This is a genomic window from Arthrobacter sp. HMSC08H08 (assembly GCF_001807575.1).
GTDB lineage: Bacteria > Actinomycetota > Actinomycetes > Actinomycetales > Micrococcaceae > Pseudoglutamicibacter > Pseudoglutamicibacter albus.
Genome location: NZ_KV789409.1, coordinates 80,524 through 101,054 on the forward strand (window position 1 = coordinate 80,524; position 20,531 = coordinate 101,054).

Here is a 20,531-nt window from a genome sequence, read left to right on the forward strand (position 1 = left end):
CTCGTGCCAGTTCGGCGGTGAAGCCAAAGGGGCCTCACGCCCGCGCCGTACTGGCCTCCAAGATCTCCTCGATCTCACGCACGAGTGCATCTTCCCCCACATCGCCTTGAGCCGCAGTATCTTTACCGGCTTCAACGCTGAGGGCTGTGTCCTGTCTCACGATCCCATTGAAACGCAGGTTTGTGCGGCGCCTGAGGATGTCTTCGGCGTTCGTGGCGTGTTCGCGCTCCGCCATCCACGCGACCTCGCCTCTCAGCAACTCCCGCGTGTGCGCAAGAGGGTGTGCAGCGTCGGGATCTGTTCCTGAGTCGATGAGGTGTGCGATGAAGTCTGCGACCTCGTTCGCATACGAACCGTAGCGCTTAACGAGAGCGCGGGCGTAGGTGGAACCAACCACTGCTTCGCAGTCCTTCGTGGGGTCATCACCACGGATCATCCCTTTGATGTCCCGACCGCGCGTGGTTCTGATGCGGTCACGGTCAAGCTGATCCAGAGCCTGATCGGTGAGCTGCTCCCCGACCGCACGGAACGTAGTGAGCTTTCCACCCACAAGGCACAACAGCGGGATCTCGATGCTCTTTACCCGACCGTTGCGGGTCCCTCGCATGCTGTGGCTCAGGTGCACGATGTGGTGGTCACGCGTGATGGCGCCTGTCGCGTCAGCGTTTGATCGCGGTAGCGGCCGCACCCCAGCGAAAGTGTGGACCACGTGCTCCTCACTGATCGGGATCGTCGGGAACATGTCCTGGACGAGCTCAAGCAGATATTCGTATTCCTCATCGGAGCATTCGGGTACTTCCCCGGGGTCCGCGGGTAAGTCGGTTGTTCCGACGAGTACGCGTTCGCCCAGGGGGCAGATCAACACGATGCGGCCGTCTTGATGTTCAAAGAAAATCTCGCCGCCGCGGCATGCTTCAAGTAGTTGAGGGTGATCCAGAACCAAGTGTGCACCTTTGGTTCCACCCATGAACGAGGTTTCATGCCCCAAATCACGGTTAGTGAGGTCAACCCAGCTACCGGTGGCGTTGATGATGACGCGGGGCCGAACCTGGATGTGTTGGCCAGTGAGCTGGTCAGTCAACGTGATCCCATCGGATGCATCGATAGTGCTTGCTGTGGTGCCGGTCAACGCCAGCTGATTTGCGATGCGGGCCCCGTGATCTTCGGCCTCACTCAGCAGATCGATAATGAGACGCTCAGGGCTTTCGACCTGAGCGTCTTGATACTGCGCGACAAAGCGAGTATCTGGGCGCAGGTCAGGGAACGCGCGCCGTACAGCTTGACGCCCCAGCAAGAAGGAATGCCGTTTAAGGCCTGCCGCTTTCCTACTCGCACGGGAGTATGTGTCATAGAGCACAAGCCCGGCCTTGATCATCAACGCCCCGCGTTCAGCCGGGACGCCGCGATAGTCCTTGAAGAGAAAACGTAGCGGAGCATTCAAAAGACCCGTGAGGGTTGTACGCAAAGGAATGAACGTGGGCAACGGGCGCACCCGATGCCCGGCATGACGCAAAAGACGGTTACGTTCCTGGACCGACTCCTTCACTAGCCGGAACTCGCCATACTCCAAGTAACGGATACCGCCGTGAATCATATGGCTGGATGCGCCACTTGCCCCGTATGCGAAGTCATGAGCTTCCGCTAGCACAACGTCGATGCCCTGCAACGCCAACTCACGCGCCGCTGCCGCGCCGTTGATACCGCCACCAAGGATCAAAACATCGGTTTCCGGACGCTGCGCGATCCGCTGGACCGAGGCCCGCACCGGCGCTGTCCCCGCCGCATGCCTACCCCTTGCTAGATTCAATGGTGGAGCAAGCGAGGATGATGGATCTACCGGAGCAGAGCCGAGCCCAGATGAAGTAAGTGGAGCGGAGCAGGCTGGAGCAGAGCCGGCTGGATCAGTATCGGCGTGGTGGTCCTTGGAATGCATACCGACCATCTTGCCCGGATGAACTTCAGGCAACAAGCGCAACCTCAGACGAAAACCGCAATAACACCTACTGGACACATAAGGTTAAAACGTGAGTAAACCCAGCATCACCAAACACCCGTACCCCGACTCTCTCGCGCTCGCCGCAAGCCCTTTAGACGATGACCGGGACTCGCTGTATTTCGACCTCACGGTATGCGGTTCACGCATGCGCACGTGGGTGTATCCAGCGCAGCAGAATGCATCAGGTGAACAAGGCGCTGCGGGATCTCGTGTGGTGCTTGCGATCCATGGTTTCCGCGGGGACCATCACGGCCTACGCCGCCTCATCAACGCAATGCCTGAGCACACCTGGATTGTCCCGGATCTACCCGGCTACGGGGTCTCTAGCGCGTTTGATACCCAACAGGCACGCCACAGCGCTATAGGCTTTCACGAAGTCATCGACGCCCTCATCGATGCCCTCGAGCTGGATGCTGAGACGGTCCTGCTCGGCCACTCGTTCGGCTCGGTCGTCGCCTCAACCTATATGGCCGCCAATCCGGGGCGTTTCGGGCAGCTCATCCTGATCAACCCGATCTCCGAGCCGCCGCTGGCAGGCCGCCACATCGTGTTGACCCAGGCAACCCGCTTGCTTTATGAGCTCGGGACCCGGGTTCCAGCGCGCTGGCGCACCGCGGTATTGAGCTCCACTGCACTCGTTGACGGGGCGAGCCTCACCATGACCACAAGCCGTGATCAGGCCACGAGGGAGTATGTCAGGCATCAGCATCGGGCATATATGAGCGGCTTCGCAAGCCCCGAAGTGCTACTGGAAACCTATGAATCCTCGGTGCACACCACGGTGCTCGATGCCGCCGCCGAGGTCGATGCGCCGACACTGCTGATCGCAGGGGCCGGGGATCCGCTCGGCACGGTGGCAAGCCAGACAGCGCTCGAAGCACTGTTTCCCAACGCGCGGCTCGTGATGATTCCGCAGGTGGGTCACCTGATTCACTATGAAACCCCACGTGCCGCGGCAAGAGCGATACGCGCGTGGCTCGGCAGGCCCGAATAGGTGAGGCTAGAGCTCGGTTGGGTCGTCGACCCGGACCGTGACTTTGGGGTCGCGCCGCAGCGACCCTAGTGCCTTACGTCGCCGTAGCGCGTGCGTTACGGTGGGTCCGGCCGCGTAGTCGAAGAACAACAGCCACCGTTGCTCGGCAGTATCCGTAACGCCGTCTTCGGAGCTGCCCTGTACCGGCGTTGGCCCTACAGCGCGCACTCCATCCACGGCCTGGATGTCGAGGCAGAACTGCTGCGCGGCCTCACGCGGCCCAGACAACGACGCCGTGCGCACCGCTGGAGGCAAACCCACCTCAGCCCGCTCCGCGAGCTCCTGGGCGGCCAGCCCAGCCGGATCCCACCGGACTAAAGCCCTACCCTGAGGCGAAGGGTGGCCCGTTAGAACAACCTGGCCGCCTGCCTCGCGCCCACGCACCAAAGCTGCAGCAGCAAACCACCGATGCGCCACGTCCTCCCCCGAACGCAACCCACCGGAGGCAAGCATCGCATCGGCATCCAAGAGCAACGCGGCCGCATAGCCACCATCCACGAGAGGCTCAGCACCCGGTGTTGCGATCACCAACTGAGGCTTAGCATCCACGTGATGGAGTGCATCCGCACCAGTCGCACGCACCACAGGTACTCCCGGGAATGCCCGACCGAACTCCTCAACCGTTCGCTGTGCCCCAACATGGCCTGCACGCAAACTCCGGCCACCACACTCCTCACACGCGAAAGCGCGCTCGATCAAGCCGCACCAGCCACACGTCGGCGCAGGATCATTCGCTCCCAAAAACTGCAGCGGGCCCTGACACTGCCGGCAGCGGGCAGGCATTCTGCAGCGCTGACACCGCAACAAGGGAATGAACCCGGTGCGTGCCACCTGAACCAGAACAGGCCCGGACTCAAGCCCGGCACGGGCAACCTCAAAAGCTAAACGAGGGAGCCTGACCGAATGGAAAATAGGGTCCCGTTCCGACTCATAACTATCCGAGGTCGCCCTGACCCACGGGGTACGGTCCCGCAACACAGGACGAGCGGCACCTAATGGTTTGGCCCAACCGGTCTCAACAAGCCGCTGCGCTTCAGAGCTACGAGCAAAGGACGCGAAGACAGCCGCACAACCGCTGTGTTGAGCACGCAACAAAAGGACCTCGCGGGCATGATGATACGGGGCGCGCTGCTCAACATGGGATTGATCATGGTCATCCCACATAGCAACCAAACCCAGGTTCCACACCGGAGCGAAAGCCGCAGACCGCGTACCCACAGCAATCCTCCTCTGCCCCGTCACCACCTCAAGAAAGGACCGGTAGCGAGCGCTCGGGCCGTCCTCAGCCGATAGCCGCGCATAAGCATCCGCACCCACCACAGCATCCAGCGCACGCGTCACAGCATCAAGATCTCGGGCATCCGGGACCACCAGAACACTGCCTCGACCCGAAGCCAGCGTTGCCGCCGCAGCTGTTGCCAAGCGCACCGCCCAGCCCTCGATGTGATGCGGTGTATCACTCGACTGGTTGTGCAGGGCAGCATCCGCCGTGGTCTGCGCCGTGGCTTCCGCCGTTGCTTCCCCTGGGGTGACCGCTACAACAGCCCGGGGAGCCTCACCTGCCAACAACTCAGTGAGCAACCACGCCTCAGGGTCCTCTGCCTCCCACGCCTTAGCCCACCGAGCAGTATCAGGGCAAGCGAGCGGAAGCTCAACCGGGCCATCCCAAGGCTCCTTCTCTATCCTGGCAATACGAGGAACCACAGCAGACTTCGCAACATCGGCCACCGTACCGGCATACCGGTCAGCGACCGCCTCACACAGCGAACGCACCTCAGAAGAGAAAACAGGTAGCGGTGAGAAAACCGTCGTGAGCGGCCTAGGGGTGACCTCAGGATCACACTGGGCAACCCGCTCCACGATATAACCGTTAACCCTGCGCCCACCGAAAACCACCCGCACACGCGCACCGGCAACCGCATCGGAATCCTGCTCCTTCAGCACCGCATAATCGAATAAGCGGTCAAGATGCGGAACCGGGGTATCCACCAGAACCCGAGCATACGGGAGATGCTCAGCGTACTGATCAGCGCCAATACGAGGCTTCTTCTGAGAGGGCTTCTTCGGCTTCGCGTCTGTGACACCAGCCGGAGTACGGAACTGGGAGGCGTCGAATAAAACGCCGTCTGGCGATTCAGTCAACAGGCCTCCCAGCTCAACACGATCTAGATGGGGGAATCAGAGGTTGAAATACGACTTGAGCGCATCAACCCGGTCCAGGTTCTCCCACGTGAAATCAGGGTCCGGGCGACCGAAATGGCCGTGCGCGGCCGTCTTCCGATAGATCGGACGCTTCAAGTTGAGGTCCTCGATGATACCGAGTGGACGCAGATCGAAAACCTCACGGATCGCGCTAGCGATCTTGACCGGATCCTCCTGGGAGGTACCGAACGTTTCAACATAGAGACCAACCGGGGCGGCCTGCCCAATCGCATACGCAACCTGAATCTCAGCTCGATCAGCCAAGCCAGCCGCAACAACATTCTTAGCTACCCAACGTGCAGCATAAGCCGCCGAACGGTCAACCTTCGATGGGTCCTTACCAGAGAACGCGCCACCACCATGGCGAGCGAAACCGCCATAGGTGTCAACGATGATCTTGCGGCCAGTCAGACCCGCATCGCCCACCGGGCCACCGATGATGAACTTACCCGAAGGGTTCAACAGAACCTCGGCATTGGATGAATCCAACGATTCGGTCGCAAGAACCGGCTTGACCACAAAATCATGCAGATCAGACTGAACCGAAACCAAGTCATAGTCCTCGGCATGCTGGCTTGAGACCACCACAGACTCAATAGAGACAGGCTTGTTCCCGTCATAGCCGATCGTGACCTGCGTTTTACCGTCTGGGCGAAGGCCCGGCAACACCCCGTCGCGGCGCACACGCGTCAACTGCTGCGAGAGCCGATGCGCCAAATGGATCGGGGTCGGCATGAAAGAATCATTCTCGTTGGTCGCATAACCGAACATGATGCCCTGATCACCAGCGCCCTGAGCATCACGCGGATCCTTGGCTTTCCCAAGCCGTTCTTCAAGAGACGAGAACACACCAGAGGCGATCTCTTGGGACTGCTGCCCAATAGAGATATTCACCCCGCAGCGGGCACCATCAAAACCGTTCGCGGAGGAGTCATAGCCCAAATCAAGGATCGTATCGCGCACAAGTTGGGGGATCTCAACGTAGGCGTCAGTCGTAACCTCACCGGCAACTTGAACCAACCCCGTGGTCGTCAAAGTCTCAACAGCAACACGAGACTCAGGGTCTTTATCCAAGAGCGCATCCAGGATCGCGTCGGAAATCTGGTCACAGATCTTGTCCGGGTGACCTTCCGTCACGGATTCCGAGGTGAAAAGCCGCAAACTATCAGAAGTAAACATAACAATTATCGATTCTTTAGTGCTTCAGCGATCTACCCAGGACTTTAGCGCGCCAAGCGCTTTACAATCGCATCCACGATAAATTCAGAAACATAACGTTTCGAGCCTGAAACCTCACCGGCGTCCTCGCCGTCGGCGGCAAGCACGGCGACCGTATTGTCTGGTGTGCCGAACCCACGCGTTTCCGACACCTCGTTCACGACGAGAAGATCCGCACCCTTGCGTTTAAGTTTGGCTCTGCCGTATTCCAGAACGCTTGCGTTCTCATCGCCGGTCTCCGCGGCGAAACCAACGATGAGGCGGGGCAGGAGGTCCGCATCCTGTGAAGCGCTGGCCTGCTGACCACCCTGCTCCGGCGCGCGCCGATCCTTAGCCCGTGAGCGCCGGTCCTCCACCAGCCCTTTCAGGATGTCCGGATTGCGGACCAGCTCGATCACGGGCGCGGAATCGTCTTCCGGGTTCTTCTTGATCTTGCTGCCCACATATTCTTTAGGCCTGAAGTCAGCTACTGCAGCAGCCATGACAACGATGTGAACCTCGCTAGCAGATGCACGCATCGCTTGTTCCAGCTCGGCTGCCGTGGTCACAGAGGTGACCTCTACCCCATCGGGTGCCGGAACTTCGATGTTAGCTGCGACGAGCTCGACCTCGGCGCCGGCATCGCGCAAAGCCTCCGCCACGGCGACCCCTTGACGGCCGGTAGAACGGTTGCCGAGGAAACGCACCGGATCCAACGGTTCACGCGTGCCACCTGCGCTCACAAGCGCCCGGACGCCCGCAAGAGGTGCCTCGCCGGCGTGTGGGGTGGCGCTATCGAGCAACGCGAGTGCCTCTTGCGCGATGACCGGGATTTCTTCGAGACGGCCCGGCCCGGAGTCTTTGCCCGTGAGCCGGCCTACCGCTGGGTCAGGCACGGCAATTCCGCGGCTACGCAGAGTCGATACGTTCGCTTGCGTTGCGGGGTTAAGCCACATTTCCGTGTGCATGGCCGGGGCCATGTACACCGGTGATGTTGTGGTTAGGATGGTGGCAGTCAGCAGGTCATCGGCGCGACCTGCAGCCACACGGGCTAGAAGGTCTGCGGTGGCAGGCGCTACCACCACGAGGTCAGCTTCTTGGCCTAGGCGTACGTGGTTGACCGCATCGACGGCTTCAAACACTGAGGTCCTCACCGGATTGTGAGACAACGCTTCCCAGGTTGCGGCACCAACAAAGTTCAGGGCGGACTCGGTTGGGATCACATCAACGTGATGACCGGCCTCGGTGAACTCACGCACCAAGCCCGGGACTTTATATGCGGCGATACCCCCGCCAACGCCTACGACAATCCGAGCCATACCAATCCCCTATCTCGCTCAACCGGTACGCTATCTACGCCACTGAGCGCAGGGCTTTATTCAGCGGCTTGCTGCGTCTCGTTGAGAGGCTTCACATCCAGGAGGCCGTCGTTGTATTCGCGCAACGCGATCGAAAGCGGTTTCTCGTTCGGCTGGGTATCAACCAGCGGGCCAACGTATTCGAACAGTCCCTCGTGCAACTGCGAGTAGTATGCGTTGATCTGGCGGGCACGCTTGGCGGCATTGATCACCAGCGCGTACTTGGAATCAACGTGGGTCAGCAGTTCATCGATCGAAGGGTCGGTGATACCTGGCAGTTCTTCAGACACAAAGTCTCCTTGAATTGATATTGACAGGCCTTGTCAACAGCGCCGTCTCTTCTCGAGAGCACCGTGAGGTGCAAACTATAATTCTACAACCTTGCGGCCGCGGCTTCAGACTTCGCGGCAACGCAAACGTCAATGAGTGGGCTCGATCCCCATGATCTGCACGAGTTCGGCTGCCGCGCGCTCGACCTCGTCGTTGATGATCGTGTGGTCGAACTCGGCTTCAGCCGCAAGTTCCTTCTTGGCGGTCTCAAGCCGACGGTTCTGTTCTTCTTCGCTTTCTGTACCGCGGCCAATCAGCCGTGCGACCAGCTCATCCCAGGATGGAGGGGCCAGGAACACGAAACGCGCTTGAGGCAGGGTTTCGCGGATCTGCCGGGCACCCTGTAGATCGATTTCCAGAAGAACGTGCTTACCCTTGGCAACAGCAGCATCAACCGATGCCCGCGGGGTACCGTAGGTGTTCTGCCCGTGCACGATCGCGTATTCGAGCATCTCGCCGGCATCGATCATGCGGCGGAACTCTTCAGGGGATACAAACTGATAGTGCACCCCATCGATTTCGCCTGGGCGCGGTTGCCGAGTTGTCGCAGACACCGAAAGCCACACGTCAGGATAGTTTTCCCGGATGAAGGTCGAGACGGTTCCCTTCCCTACTGCGGTCGGTCCAGCCAGCACCGTGACCCGCGTAGGGTTCGTTTGGGTTTCAGCCTGTGCCATAGACATTCCTCCGTTGCAAGGGAATCGTAGGGCCTTAGCCCCACTGATTTTAGTTGATTGCTGTAGCGAGGTCCTCTTGTGCGGATTCGATCGCGGCTTCCATCGCATATGGTTTGGCCAATGATCGTGACGCCGGAACGACCACTTGGTCCCACACATCCCCGAAGGCTGCTGCGAGGTCCGATGCGGTGGCACCTTGCGCCCCATAGCCTGGGGTCAGAAGTGGCGGCTTACCGGTAGCGAGGTCGATGCCGAGGTTGCGTGCCGCATCGCCTGTCGTTGCGCCAACAACGAGGCCAACGTCACCAAGCGCTGGTGCTACTGTCTCGGCCTGCGTCCGAGTCTGAGCCTTGCGCATCCGTTCGTTGATGTCCGCGACATCGGTAATGACGCGGCGTGCCGCGGAGTCGCTTCCGCCGGCGTGTTGAACGCGTGCGCCTTCCGGATTGGACGTCAACCCAAGCACGAATACACCGCCGCCGAATTCGGCGGCCACATCGAAGACCGGGCCGAGCGCCCCCACACCGAGATATGGGGAGACCGTTACGGCATCGGCAACCAATGGTGAGGAAGGATCCAGCCAGGCTTGGGCATAGCCGGCCATCGTGGAGCCTATGTCGCCACGTTTGGCATCCGCTAGAACAAGGATTCCCTGTTCCTTCGCCTCGGCCTGGACTCGTTCAAGAGCCGCGAAGCCCGCAGAACCGAACCGCTCAAACAGGGCGACCTGCGGTTTGATGATCCCGGCTCGGCCGGCTGCGGCTTTCACTGCGGCCAAACCGAATTCGAGCGCGCCGTCAGCGGAATCGGCGAGCCCCCAGTCCTTGAGTGTGGAAGGATGTGGGTCGATCCCCACACACAGCTTGCCGTAGCGCTCAAGGGCGTGAGCTAGCCGGCAACCGAACGGCTCGGTGCTACCCGTTGTCATGGCTTAGCCTTCTTCGCCTGCGCGGATCGCGGCGAGACGTACGGCATGCTCTTGCAGGCTTGCAACCTCCCACGGATAGGTCCGTAGCGCCTCGATCGCCATGACAGCTGAGCTGAATTCCGCAACGGTTGTGATGATCGGGGTACCTACAGAGGTAGCCGCGGCGCGGATCTCGTAGCCATCGGAGCGGGAATCCCCACCACCGGATGGGGTGTTCATGATCATCGCGATCTCACCGTCAGTGACGAGGTCGACAATCGAACGCTCATTCCCAGCCTCGTGAACCTTGTTCACAACGGTCGCCTTGATGTCGTTGCGGCGCAACACATCGGCAGTGCCACCCGTGGAGACGATCTCGAATCCGAGGTCCGCCAAGAGCTTGACCGGCATCACTACAGATCGCTTATCGCGGTTAGCTACCGAGACAAAGACCTTACCTTCGGTTGGCAACGGATTGTTGGCGGCGGCTTGGGACTTCGCGAAAGCGGTATCGAAGTGCTTGTCGATACCCATGACCTCGCCTGTGGACCTCATCTCCGGGCCGAGCAGAGAGTCGACCGCGCGGCCATCCTCGGTCCGGAAGCGGGCGAACGGCAGGACTGCCTCCTTGACGGCGATCGCTGAGCCCATCGGTAAGGACGCGCCGTCGCCTTCAGCTGGCAGGATCCCGCCACGCATCGAGGCGATGGTGGCGCCCACACCGATGAGTGCGGCGGCTTTAGCGAGCTCAACACCGGTTGCCTTCGAGACGAACGGGACCGTGCGGGATGCGCGTGGGTTCGCTTCGATGACGTAGAGGACATCGGAGGCGAGAGCGAACTGGATGTTGATCAGGCCGCGCACGCCAACGCCTTCGGCGATAGCTCGGGTTGCTGCCGAGACCCGATCGAGGGTCTCTTGCGAAAGCGTGGTTGGCGGCAGGGTGCACGCCGAGTCACCGGAGTGGATACCGGCTTCTTCGATGTGCTCCATGACGCCACCGATGAACAGATCGCTACCATCGAAGAGTGCGTCAACGTCGATCTCGATCGCGTCCTCAAGGAAGCGGTCCACGAGCATTGGATGATCAGCGGTGATCTCGGTCGCGTTCTCAACGTAGGTTGCCAGCTGGGCTTCGTCATAGACGATCTCCATGCCGCGGCCACCCAGAACGTAGGACGGGCGGACCAGAACCGGGTAACCGATTTCGTCCGCGATTCTCTTGGCCTGATCGAAGGATACGGCGGTTCCGTTCTTCGGCGCGGTCAGCCCCGCGCGATCAAGCACGCGCTGGAACTCACCGCGGTGCTCGGCAAGATCAATCGCGGTTGGGCTCGTGCCCAGGATCGGAACTCCTGCGGCTTCGAGTTCTGCGGCGAGCTTGAGCGGGGTCTGCCCGCCGAGCTGAACGTAGACACCCAGAACGCCGCCGGTAGCCTGCTCCGCCTGAATGATTTCCAAGACGTCTTCAAGCGTGAGCGGTTCGAAGTACAGACGGTTGGAGACGTCGTAGTCGGTTGAGACGGTCTCCGGGTTGCAGTTGATCATGACCGTCTCATAGCCGGCATCGCGCAGCGCCATGGTCGCATGGACGCACGAGTAGTCAAACTCGATGCCCTGCCCGATGCGGTTAGGCCCGGAGCCGAGGATGATCACGGATGGCTTATCGTGCTGTTCGAGTTCGCATTCCTCATCATATGAGGAGTACAGGTATGGCGTGAACGCCTCGAACTCAGCGGCGCACGTGTCCACGGTTTTATACACCGGACGGATGCCGAGTGCTTGCCGGATGCCGCGCACAACGTCTTCACGGCGGTGTGAGAGTTTAGCGATCTGGGCATCGGAGAAACCGTGACGTTTAGCCAAACGCAGGGTCTCTGGCGCGAGGTCCTGATCAGCTGCGATCTCTTGTGCAACCTCGTTGATCAGTTGCAACTGATCGAGGAACCACGGGTCGATCGCGGTAGAGGCGTAGACGCGTTCGATGCTCGCACCACCTAGCAGGGCGCGCTGAACGTTATAGATGCGTTCGGTTGAGCCGCGCTCGGAGCTGGCCAGCAGCTGAGCGATCTCGGCTTCGTCCGGCTTCTCAAAGCTGAACTCGGCATCTTTCTGCTCAAGCGAACGCATCGCTTTCTGCAGCGCTTCGGTGAAGTTGCGGCCCAGAGCCATCGCTTCACCGACCGACTTCATGGTAGTGGTCAGTGTGGCATCAGCTGCCGGGAACTTCTCGAACGCGAAGCGCGGAACCTTCACAACCACATAGTCAAGAGCCGGTTCGAAGGACGCCGGGGTTTTCTGCGTGATGTCGTTCGGGATCTCATCGAGGGTATAGCCCAGCGAGAGCTTCGCGGCGATCTTTGCGATCGGGAAGCCGGTGGCTTTGGACGCCAGGGCCGAGGAACGCGAGACGCGTGGGTTCATTTCGATCACGACCACGCGGCCGGTTGCTGGGTCTACTGCGAACTGGATGTTGCAACCGCCCGTGTCGACACCGACTTCACGGATCACGTTGATCGAGATGTCACGCAGCTTCTGATACTCGACGTCGGTCAGCGTCATAGCTGGTGCCACGGTGATCGAGTCACCCGTGTGGACACCCACCGGATCGAAGTTTTCGATGGTGCACACAACAACCACGTTGTCGTTCTTATCGCGCATCATCTCGAACTCGTATTCCTTCCAGCCGAGGATGGACTCCTCGAGGAGCACCTCACTGGTTGGTGAATACTGAAGCCCGGCACCGCAGATGCGGCGTAGGTCTTCTTCGTTATAGGCCATTCCGGAGCCAAGCCCACCCATCGTGAAGGACGGGCGGACCACGACCGGATAGCCGAGTTCCTCGACGGCCTCGAAGGCCTGTTCCATGGTGTGAACGATCGCTGAGCGGGCTGATTCGCCGCCGGAGCGTTCCACAACTCCTTTGAACTTCTCGCGGTCTTCACCGAGTTCGATGGCTTCGATATTCGCGCCGATCAGCTCAACGTTATATTCAGCGAGCACGCCGGATTTATCGAGCTCGATCGCGGTGTTGAGTGCGGTCTGGCCACCCAGGGTTGGCAGAAGCGCGTCCGGGCGTTCTTTCTCGATGATCTTGGCGACTACGTTCGGGGTGATCGGTTCGACGTAGGTCGCATCCGCCATCGCAGGGTCGGTCATGATGGTCGCCGGGTTCGAGTTCACCAGGATCACACGCACGCCCTCTTCCTTGAGGACGCGTAGCGCTTGGGTTCCTGAGTAGTCGAATTCGGCGGCCTGGCCGATCACGATCGGGCCTGATCCGATGACAAGGACGGATGAAATGTCAGTGCGCTTTGGCATGGAGGTTTCAGCCTTCCTTCTGCGAGGTGTGCGCTTGCATGAGTTCGATGAAACGGTCGAAAAGGTACGAGGAATCGTGCGGGCCCGCACCGGATTCCGGGTGGTATTGGACGGAGAACGCCGGGATATCGAGGCAACGGAGACCTTCGACGACCTGGTCGTTGAGACCGATGTGAGAGACCTCGACGCGCCCGAAGCGTGACTCTGGGGCTTCAACAGTGCCCTCGATCGGCACATCGATCGCGAAGCCGTGGTTTTGGGAGGTGATCTCGACGCGGCCGGTCGCCTTGTCAAGCACTGGCTGGTTCATGCCGCGGTGGCCAAACGGCAGTTTATAGGTCGAGAAGCCTAGCGCCCGGCCGAGGATCTGGTTGCCGAAGCAGATCCCGAACAGTGGGATGTTGGCATCGAGCACGTCGCGTACGAACTTCACTTCCGGGTCAGCCTGGGACGGGTCGCCCGGGCCGTTGGAGATGAAGACACCGTCGAAGTTCTCTGCCTTGATGTCGGCAAAAGTCGATGCGGCAGGCAGAACGCGCACGCGTACGCCGCGTTCTGCTAGGCGGCGCGGGGTCATGCCTTTGATACCGAGGTCGAGTGCGGCAACGGTCGCTAGCGGTTCGCCTTCCCATCCGTGTTCAGCAGGATCAACCCAGTAGCTTTCCTTGGTGGTCACGGTCTCGGAGAAGCGTTGGCCTTGCATGCTCGGCTGGTCTTTGACGGTCTTGATGAGTTCCTCGACCGGTTTGTCTGCGGCCTCGCCGGAGAAGATGCCGGCCTTCATTGCACCTGCAGAGCGGATGTGGCGGGTTACCGCCCGGGTGTCGATCCCGGCGATCCCGACGATGCCGTCGCGTTCAAGCTCGTCATCCAGCGTTGTTTCGGAACGCCAGTTGGATGCGATGCGTGACGGTTCGCGGACTGCATAGCCGGCGACCCAGATGCGTGCCGATTCGTTATCGGTTGGGTTCGCGCCGGTGTTGCCGATGTGGGGGAAGGTCTGGACGACGATCTGGCCTGCATAGGACGGGTCGGTCAAGGTTTCCTGATAACCGGTCATGCCTGTGGTGAACACGAGCTCACCGAGGGTTTGGCCACGTTTGCCGTAGGCGTGCCCGCGGAATACGCGGCCGTCTTCGGTGACAAGTAGTGCCTTGTCGTGATCGGTGTGTGCCACCTATGCCGTCCTTTCTGGGTGGTGCCCGGAAGCGTTGCCCGCGTGCTCTGCCGCGGTGGTGTCAGTTTCCGGATGCGTCTGAATTTCTGGGGCGAGCTTGTATAAAGCCGCCAAGAGTGTGCTGTGTACGGTGCGGGTTTCGGCGCGGAATCCGGTGTCGACGCTGGTTTCGCCAAGTTTATGGCGGATCACGATGATCCCGCCGTCTTCAACGAACTTACCCACCATTCCGCGCACCGTGGTGATGCCTGCGATATTGGCGGCCGGGATGAAGAAGTTCTCTGCTTCCGTACGGTAGACGGACACGCCGTCATCCCCTATAGAGAGTGCTGCCGCGCATCGCACGCCAAGCTCGTGTGCCGCGATCCTTTCGAGATGCTGGCCCGCGAAGGTCGTGACAACGTAGGTGCCTTCGCCTTCGGCGCGGGGCTCGGTCAAGCTCGCGGGCAATTGTTCGGGCGCCTGGATCCCGGACTGGCGTTTCTTTCGGTGTGACCAACCAAGCAACATCAATACGATCGCGATCACACAGATCGCGACGGTCACGATCAGGCCAATGAACTCTCCCTGTGTCATGCGATCACCTTGCGTGGGCTAGCGAGTTCGCCATCAACGACTGTGGCGTGGCCTGCATAGAACGTGTGCATGACCTTGCCTGGCAACTCTAGGCCTTTATACGGGGAGTTACGGCCCTTGGTGTGGTGTTCCTCAGGGTTCACGACGCGTACCGCGCTCGGATCATACAGCGTCACATTCGCTACTGACCCGACTTCCAGGGGCTGGCCGTGGTTAGTGGCCTTGATGAGCTTGGCTGGTGCGGTGGACATGATGCGTGCGACGTCTTCCCACGTGATCATGCCCGTATCCACGAGCGTCTTCTGCACCACTGGTAGAGCGGTCTCCAAACCGGTCATGCCCATCGCGGCTTCGTTCCAAGCGCACTGCTTGGTCTCCGAGGTGTGAGGTGCGTGGTCGGTTCCGATCATGTCGATCGTGCCGTCAGCAACAGCCTCACGTAGCGCGAGGGTGTCTTCCTTAGTACGCAGCGGTGGGTTGACCTTGAACACCGGGTCGTAGCCGCGAACCATCTCTTCAGTGAGCAGTAGGTGGTGCGGGGTTACCTCGGCGGTCACATCGATCCCCTGGGACTTTGCCCAACGGATGATTTCCACGCTACCTTTAGTTGAGACGTGGCATACGTGCAAACGCGAGTTGACGTGCTGGGTCAGCAACACATCGCGGGCGATGATCGATTCCTCTGCAACGGCAGGCCAGCCGGTCAGTCCAAGCTCTGAGGAGACGATGCCTTCGTTCATCTGTGCGCCCTCTGTCAGGCGCGGCTCCTGGGCGTGCTGGGCCACCACACCGTCGAAAGAGCGGACATATTCAAGAGCCCTGCGCATCAGGACCGGATCAAACACGCACATGCCGTCATCGGAGAACATACGGACCTGGGCGTGGGAATCAGCCATAGCGCCGAGTTCGGCGAGCCGCTCCCCTGCCAGCCTCTGGGTCACAGCACCGATCGGGCGTACTTCCGCCCACCCGGCTTCTTCACCCAGCTGGCGTACCGACTCAACAACACCGGCGGTGTCTGCAACCGGCATCGAATTCGCCATCGCATACACCGCAACGAAACCCCCGGCCGCCGCGGCCTGGGTTCCGGTCTCAACGGTTTCGGCGTCCTCGCGGCCTGGCTCACGCAGGTGGGTGTGAGGGTCAACCAAACCTGGAAGCGCGATGAGCCCTTCAGCATTGATGACTTCTGCGTCGGAAGGTGCGGTGATGCTGCCGGCCTCGGCAATATCGCGAATATCCCCTTCGGCCAGCAGGATGTCTGCGGTGTTCCCGTTAGGGAGCGTGACGGATTGAATCAACGTGGTCGTCATGATCAGGCCTTCTGAGTGTCGGTCGAATCTCCAGCCAAAACCAGGTAAAGCACAGCCATTCGGACGGCTACACCTGCGGAGACTTGGTTGAGTACACGGGAATTGGGGGCATCCGCTGCTGTGGAGCTGATTTCTAGGCCTCGGTTCATGGGGCCCGGATGCATCACGATGGCTCCTTGCTTCATGGATGCGTGACGCGCGGGTGTCAATCCCCAGCGGCGTGAATACTCAGATGCCGATGGGAAGAAGGCCCCGTGCATCCGTTCAGCCTGAACACGCAACATCATCACGGCATCAGGTTCGCTCGCGAGTGCTTCATCAAAGTCGTGGGTCACTCTCACCGGCCAATCACCGACGCTGTGCGGCATCAGTGTTGGAGGGGCAACCAGTGTGACCTCGGCACCCAAGGTGTTCAGCAGCCACACGTTGGAGCGGGCCACACGCGAGTGCAGAATATCGCCGACGATCACAACGCGCGCGCCATCGAGGCCCTGCCCGAGCGAGGGTTCACCCTTCAGGGCTGCACGTTCGCGGCGTAACGTGAATGCGTCCAGAAGCGCCTGTGTTGGGTGTGCGTGGGTTCCATCGCCTGCGTTGACGATTGCGGCGTCGATCCAGTCGGTTTCAGCGAGGCGGTAAGCCGCACCTGAGGAGCTGTGGCGGATGACGATCGCGTCAGCACCGATCGCTTCGAGTGTCTGGGCGGTGTCTTTGAGGGATTCCCCCTTGGAGACGGACGAGCCTTTCGCGCTGAACGTGATCACGTCGGCTGAAAGCCTTTTCGCGGCAGCTTCGAACGAGATGCGCGTGCGGGTTGAGTCTTCAAAGAAGAGGTTTGCAACAGTCAGGCCGCGCAGGGTTGGGAACTTCTTGATTTCCTTACCTGTGGAATCCGTCATGGATTCAGCGATATCTAAGATCCGGATCGCTTCTTCACGGCTGAGGTCTTTAGTGTCCAGGAGGTGGCGCATCAGTTATCGGCCTTCCCCGTTGCAGACTCAGCTTGCGCGGTGTCGTCTGTGTCAGGTTGGGACGCGGCAGGACGTTCGATGATCACACGGTCAGCGCTATCGATCTCTGTGAGTTCTACACGCACAGATTCGGTGCGTGAGGTGGGGATGTTTTTGCCTACGTGGTCGGCACGGATCGGAAGTTCACGGTGCCCGCGGTCCACTAAGACTGCAAGACGCACCGCTTGCGGGCGGCCACAGTCAACGAGCGCATCAAGGGCCGCGCGGATCGTGCGGCCTGAAAAGAGGACGTCATCGACCAAGACCACGGTTTGGTCATCGACCCCGGTGTCCGGCAAGCGTGTTGGCGCGGGTACGCGCGGAGCGCGGCGGCGGACGTCATCGCGGTGCATCGTGATGTCAAGCGAGCCGCAGAAAGAAGCGGCTGGACGGTTGATGATGCGCTCAAGTTTCTCAGCGAGCCGTTGCGCCAAAGGGACTCCACGAGAAGGGATCCCCAGGACCACAAGATCATCTCCGCCGCGGTTTTTCTCAACGATCTCGTGAGCGATCCGCGTGAGGGCGCGATCAATGTCGGATGCATTCATCACTTCAGCGATTTCAGCTGAGGTGTTACCCATGCGCCGACCTCCTTCCCCGCCTCACTGGACGGTTGTTAAAGGCTGTCTTCTGCGGTTCTCTAATCTACCAGTCGCATCGGCTAGCGCCGGGCTTCGTTACCCACGCGCACGTGTGATCTCAGTTGCAGTGCCGCTAGAGGATCAGTGTGGGCTTGATGCGTTGCAGGCGGCCAAGTAATCCGTTGACGAAGTCCGGTGACTCCGAGGTGGACATCTCACGCACGAGCCGTACAGCCTCATCGACTGCAACCGCGTCGGGGATCTCGTCGTTATATAGCAACTCCCAGAGACCAATCCGTAATGCGGCACGGTCTACTGCGGGCATACGATCCAGCGTCCACCCTTGTGCGTAGGTCGTGAGGACCTCATCGAGTTGGGTCGTGTGCGTGCTCACTCCACCGACGAGCTCACGAGTGTACGGGTTGACGGCAGCGCCGTCTTCGTCGCGGCGCTGCAACACGTCTGCCGCCTCGATCCCACGCTGCTCGGCTTCGAAGAGGATTTCGAGTGCGCGGCGGCGTGCTTTCGAGCGGGTGCTCTCCCCTTGCCTGGTCACTCTGTAACGCGGCCCAAGTATTCGCCGGTGCGGGTGTCAACCTTGACCTTGGTGTTCTGCTCGACAAAGAGCGGAACCTGGATCTCGTGGCCGGTTTCCAGGGTTGCTGGCTTGGTGCCGGCGTTGGAACGATCCCCCTGCAGACCTGGCTCGGTGTAGGTGATCTCAAGGATCACCGACGGCGGCATTTCGATGTAGAGGACCTGGCCGTCATTCAGCGCGATCTGAACGTTCTGATTCTCCAGCAAGAAGTTGGCGGCGTCCCCCACAGTTTCGCCGGGTACGGTCAGCTGATCGTAGTCTTCCAAATCCATGAAGACGTAGTCAGCGCCGTCTTGGTAGAGGTACTGGTAGTCGCGGCGGTCAACGGTAGCCATCTCAACTTTGGCGCCAGCGTTGTAGGTCTTATCGACAGTCTTACCGGAGACGACGTTACGCAACTTGGTGCGCACGAACGCGCCACCTTTACCCGGCTTGACGTGCTGGAACTCGACCACGCTCCACAGTTGGCCGTCAATCCGAAGAACGCTACCGTTCTTGATGTCATTGCTGGTTGCCACGTTGGCTCCTTCAAAATTAGTTACAGCAGTACATGGTGAATTCGTTGCGCAACACTGATCTGGTCGCGAAACACTCAGGCCTAGTTTACGCTTTCGCCAGCCTATGCGTTGGAGGTGTCCGGCAATACCGAAACTTGGACGGCCTCGTCCGGGGCGTTCACTTCGTTCAGCAGCGACTCATAGGCGGCACGGGAAGCGTTGCGCAGAACTTCGGATGCGTTGAACTGCTCCCGGCCTTCTAACGCTGACTTATACCGTGAAGTCGCTGCGAGCATGTCACCGATGCTGTAGAAGCACGCGCCGAGGTTCTGGACGATATCGACTTCGTCAACCGTGCCGTCGAACTCCTTGCGTAGCTGCTGCAGCCGGTAGATCGCTCGCTCCGGGTCTCCGCTCCAGCGGGTCACTTCCGTGTCCAGCAGTCGTAAGCGGATATTGCGTGGGTCCATGAGGCGGGCATCGGCAACAAGTTCGGATGCAGCTGCCAATCGGCCTTGAGCGATCAAAGCCACAACGCGGTCTCCGGCTTCCCCGTTCTGCGCGGTCTCTTGAGCCAGCTGCTCGTCCACGACGATGGGCCGCAAGTCGGGTAGGCGGAACTCAACACCCGGGATGCCCGTGCTAATGCTTTCCGTCTTCCTCACGCAGCAACCTCCTGGAATGCTGTAAACAATAGGTGATCCTCCGGGCCTTCAAGGATGCCCGGTCGCGCAAGACCGTCCAGCACGACGAAGCGCAGCAAGCGACCGCGCGCTTTTTTATCACGTCGCATGGTTTCTAACAAGCTTTGCCAGCGGTCTCCCCGGTAGTTTACAGGTAACCCCAACGAAGTGAGGATTTCGCGGTGGCGGTCCGCTGTCGCATCATCGAGCCGGCCGACGAGCCGGCCCAGTTCCGCTGCGAAGACAAGCCCCACGGACACCGCCGCTCCGTGGCGCCACTGATAACGCTCGGCATGCTCGATCGAGTGCCCGAGCGTATGGCCGTAGTTGAGGAACTCACGACGGCCCGCTTCCTTGAGGTCCTGAGACACGATGTCCGCTTTGACCTTGATGGTGCGCTCAATCAGTTCGAAGAGGCGTTCACTTGCCGGATCGGTGGCTTCGACAACGTCTTCTTCGATGAGCTCCAGAATCCGAGGGTCGGCAATGAAACCAGATTTCACGGTTTCAGCCATTCCGGTCACGAGCTCGTTTCCCGGCAAGGTCTGCAACGCATCGAGGTCCGCAAGAACGCCTGCCGGCGGGTGGAAAGCACCCACGAGGTTCTTGCCTTCAGAGGTGTTGATACCGGTTTTGCCGCCCACCGCAGCATCCACCATGCCCAAGTATGTGGTTGGGATATGTACAATACGGACACCACGCAACCAGGTTGCGGCAACGAAACCAGCCAGGTCAGTCACCGCGCCTCCACCGACCGATACCACCGCGTCGGTGCGTGTGAAATCCGCCTGCCCCATGACCTGCCAGCAGAAAGACGCAACCTCGACCCGTTTGCCTTCTTCCGCATCGGGGATCTCAGCCGAAAGGGCTTCGACGTTGTCTTGAAGCAAGAACTCACGTACGGCTTCGCCTGTGGCGCGCAAAGCACGCGGATGGATGATGAGGACCTTCTGGACCTTCTCACCCAACATGGGACGCAAACGGTTTAAGAGGCCACGGCCAATCACCACGTCGTAACCAGTTCCATCCGAATGGTCGACGCGGACGGTGCTCACGCGCTCAGTCATAGCGGTGT

General features: G+C 60.3%; 18 protein-coding genes. 1 reads left to right on the forward strand and 17 read right to left on the reverse strand.

Annotation, left to right across the window (positions count from 1 at the left end):
- Positions 1-34: 34 nt before the first annotated feature.
- Positions 35-1,966, reverse strand: coding sequence for a glycerol-3-phosphate dehydrogenase/oxidase (locus HMPREF3175_RS09185; protein WP_141742523.1), 1,932 nt, complete (start codon positions 1,964-1,966; stop codon positions 35-37).
- Between the two features lie 58 nt (positions 1,967-2,024).
- Here HMPREF3175_RS09185 and HMPREF3175_RS09190 point away from each other — a divergent pair, with 58 nt between their 5' ends.
- On the forward strand, positions 2,025-2,990 hold the full coding sequence (locus HMPREF3175_RS09190; protein ID WP_070492186.1) for an alpha/beta fold hydrolase: 966 nt from the start codon (positions 2,025-2,027) through the stop codon (positions 2,988-2,990).
- Between the two features lie 6 nt (positions 2,991-2,996).
- On the opposite strand, the gene HMPREF3175_RS09195 is transcribed toward HMPREF3175_RS09190, so the two are convergent.
- The 16 genes from HMPREF3175_RS09195 to aroB form a co-directional block, all read right to left on the reverse strand.
- On the reverse strand, positions 2,997-5,171 hold the full coding sequence (locus HMPREF3175_RS09195; RefSeq protein ID WP_070492189.1) for a primosomal protein N' family DNA-binding protein: 2,175 nt from the start codon (positions 5,169-5,171) through the stop codon (positions 2,997-2,999).
- Positions 5,172-5,207: 36 nt separating this feature from the next.
- Positions 5,208-6,410, reverse strand: coding sequence for a methionine adenosyltransferase (gene metK, locus HMPREF3175_RS09200; RefSeq protein WP_070492192.1), 1,203 nt, complete (start codon positions 6,408-6,410; stop codon positions 5,208-5,210).
- A 44-nt stretch (positions 6,411-6,454) separates the two neighbouring features.
- Positions 6,455-7,747 (reverse strand): bifunctional phosphopantothenoylcysteine decarboxylase/phosphopantothenate--cysteine ligase CoaBC, encoded by a 1,293-nt coding sequence (gene coaBC / locus HMPREF3175_RS09205; RefSeq protein WP_070492195.1) that lies wholly within the window; start codon positions 7,745-7,747, stop codon positions 6,455-6,457.
- 56 nt (positions 7,748-7,803) lie between these two features.
- Positions 7,804-8,076: a DNA-directed RNA polymerase subunit omega gene (gene rpoZ, locus HMPREF3175_RS09210; protein WP_070492198.1), complete on the reverse strand. Its 273-nt coding sequence runs from the start codon at positions 8,074-8,076 to the stop codon at positions 7,804-7,806.
- Positions 8,077-8,205: 129 nt separating this feature from the next.
- Complete coding sequence (gene gmk, locus HMPREF3175_RS09215; protein ID WP_070492201.1) at positions 8,206-8,793, reverse strand: guanylate kinase; 588 nt, start codon at positions 8,791-8,793, stop codon at positions 8,206-8,208.
- 49 nt (positions 8,794-8,842) lie between these two features.
- The gene (pyrF, locus tag HMPREF3175_RS09220; protein ID WP_070492204.1) at positions 8,843-9,721 is read right to left on the reverse strand and encodes an orotidine-5'-phosphate decarboxylase; all 879 of its coding nucleotides are present in this window, start codon (positions 9,719-9,721) and stop codon (positions 8,843-8,845) included.
- Positions 9,722-9,724: 3 nt separating this feature from the next.
- The gene (gene carB / locus HMPREF3175_RS09225; RefSeq protein ID WP_070492207.1) at positions 9,725-13,021 is read right to left on the reverse strand and encodes a carbamoyl-phosphate synthase large subunit; all 3,297 of its coding nucleotides are present in this window, start codon (positions 13,019-13,021) and stop codon (positions 9,725-9,727) included.
- Between the two features lie 7 nt (positions 13,022-13,028).
- Positions 13,029-14,198, reverse strand: coding sequence for a glutamine-hydrolyzing carbamoyl-phosphate synthase small subunit (carA, locus tag HMPREF3175_RS09230; RefSeq protein WP_070492209.1), 1,170 nt, complete (start codon positions 14,196-14,198; stop codon positions 13,029-13,031).
- Entirely contained in the window at positions 14,199-14,774 is a 576-nt protein-coding gene (locus HMPREF3175_RS09235) for a PH-like domain-containing protein (RefSeq protein ID WP_052048312.1), read from the reverse strand.
- Complete coding sequence (locus tag HMPREF3175_RS09240; protein ID WP_035755177.1) at positions 14,771-16,087, reverse strand: dihydroorotase; 1,317 nt, start codon at positions 16,085-16,087, stop codon at positions 14,771-14,773. Before HMPREF3175_RS09240 ends, HMPREF3175_RS09235 begins: the two co-directional genes overlap by 4 nt.
- A gap of 2 nt (positions 16,088-16,089) precedes the next feature.
- Positions 16,090-17,058, reverse strand: a complete 969-nt coding sequence (locus HMPREF3175_RS09245; protein WP_070492212.1) for an aspartate carbamoyltransferase catalytic subunit — start codon at positions 17,056-17,058, stop codon at positions 16,090-16,092.
- Positions 17,058-17,678: a bifunctional pyr operon transcriptional regulator/uracil phosphoribosyltransferase PyrR gene (gene pyrR, locus HMPREF3175_RS09250; RefSeq protein WP_070492215.1), complete on the reverse strand. Its 621-nt coding sequence runs from the start codon at positions 17,676-17,678 to the stop codon at positions 17,058-17,060. Before pyrR ends, HMPREF3175_RS09245 begins: the two co-directional genes overlap by 1 nt.
- A 133-nt stretch (positions 17,679-17,811) precedes the next feature.
- Entirely contained in the window at positions 17,812-18,234 is a 423-nt protein-coding gene (gene nusB, locus HMPREF3175_RS09255) for a transcription antitermination factor NusB (RefSeq protein ID WP_035755170.1), read from the reverse strand.
- The gene (gene efp, locus HMPREF3175_RS09260; RefSeq protein WP_035755167.1) at positions 18,231-18,794 is read right to left on the reverse strand and encodes an elongation factor P; all 564 of its coding nucleotides are present in this window, start codon (positions 18,792-18,794) and stop codon (positions 18,231-18,233) included. The genes nusB and efp overlap by 4 nt, the downstream gene beginning before the upstream one ends.
- A 101-nt stretch (positions 18,795-18,895) precedes the next feature.
- Entirely contained in the window at positions 18,896-19,438 is a 543-nt protein-coding gene (locus tag HMPREF3175_RS09265; RefSeq protein ID WP_035755164.1) for a tetratricopeptide repeat protein, read from the reverse strand.
- The gene (aroB, locus tag HMPREF3175_RS09270) at positions 19,435-20,523 is read right to left on the reverse strand and encodes a 3-dehydroquinate synthase (RefSeq protein ID WP_070492218.1); all 1,089 of its coding nucleotides are present in this window, start codon (positions 20,521-20,523) and stop codon (positions 19,435-19,437) included. Before aroB ends, HMPREF3175_RS09265 begins: the two co-directional genes overlap by 4 nt.
- Positions 20,524-20,531: the final 8 nt, after the last annotated feature.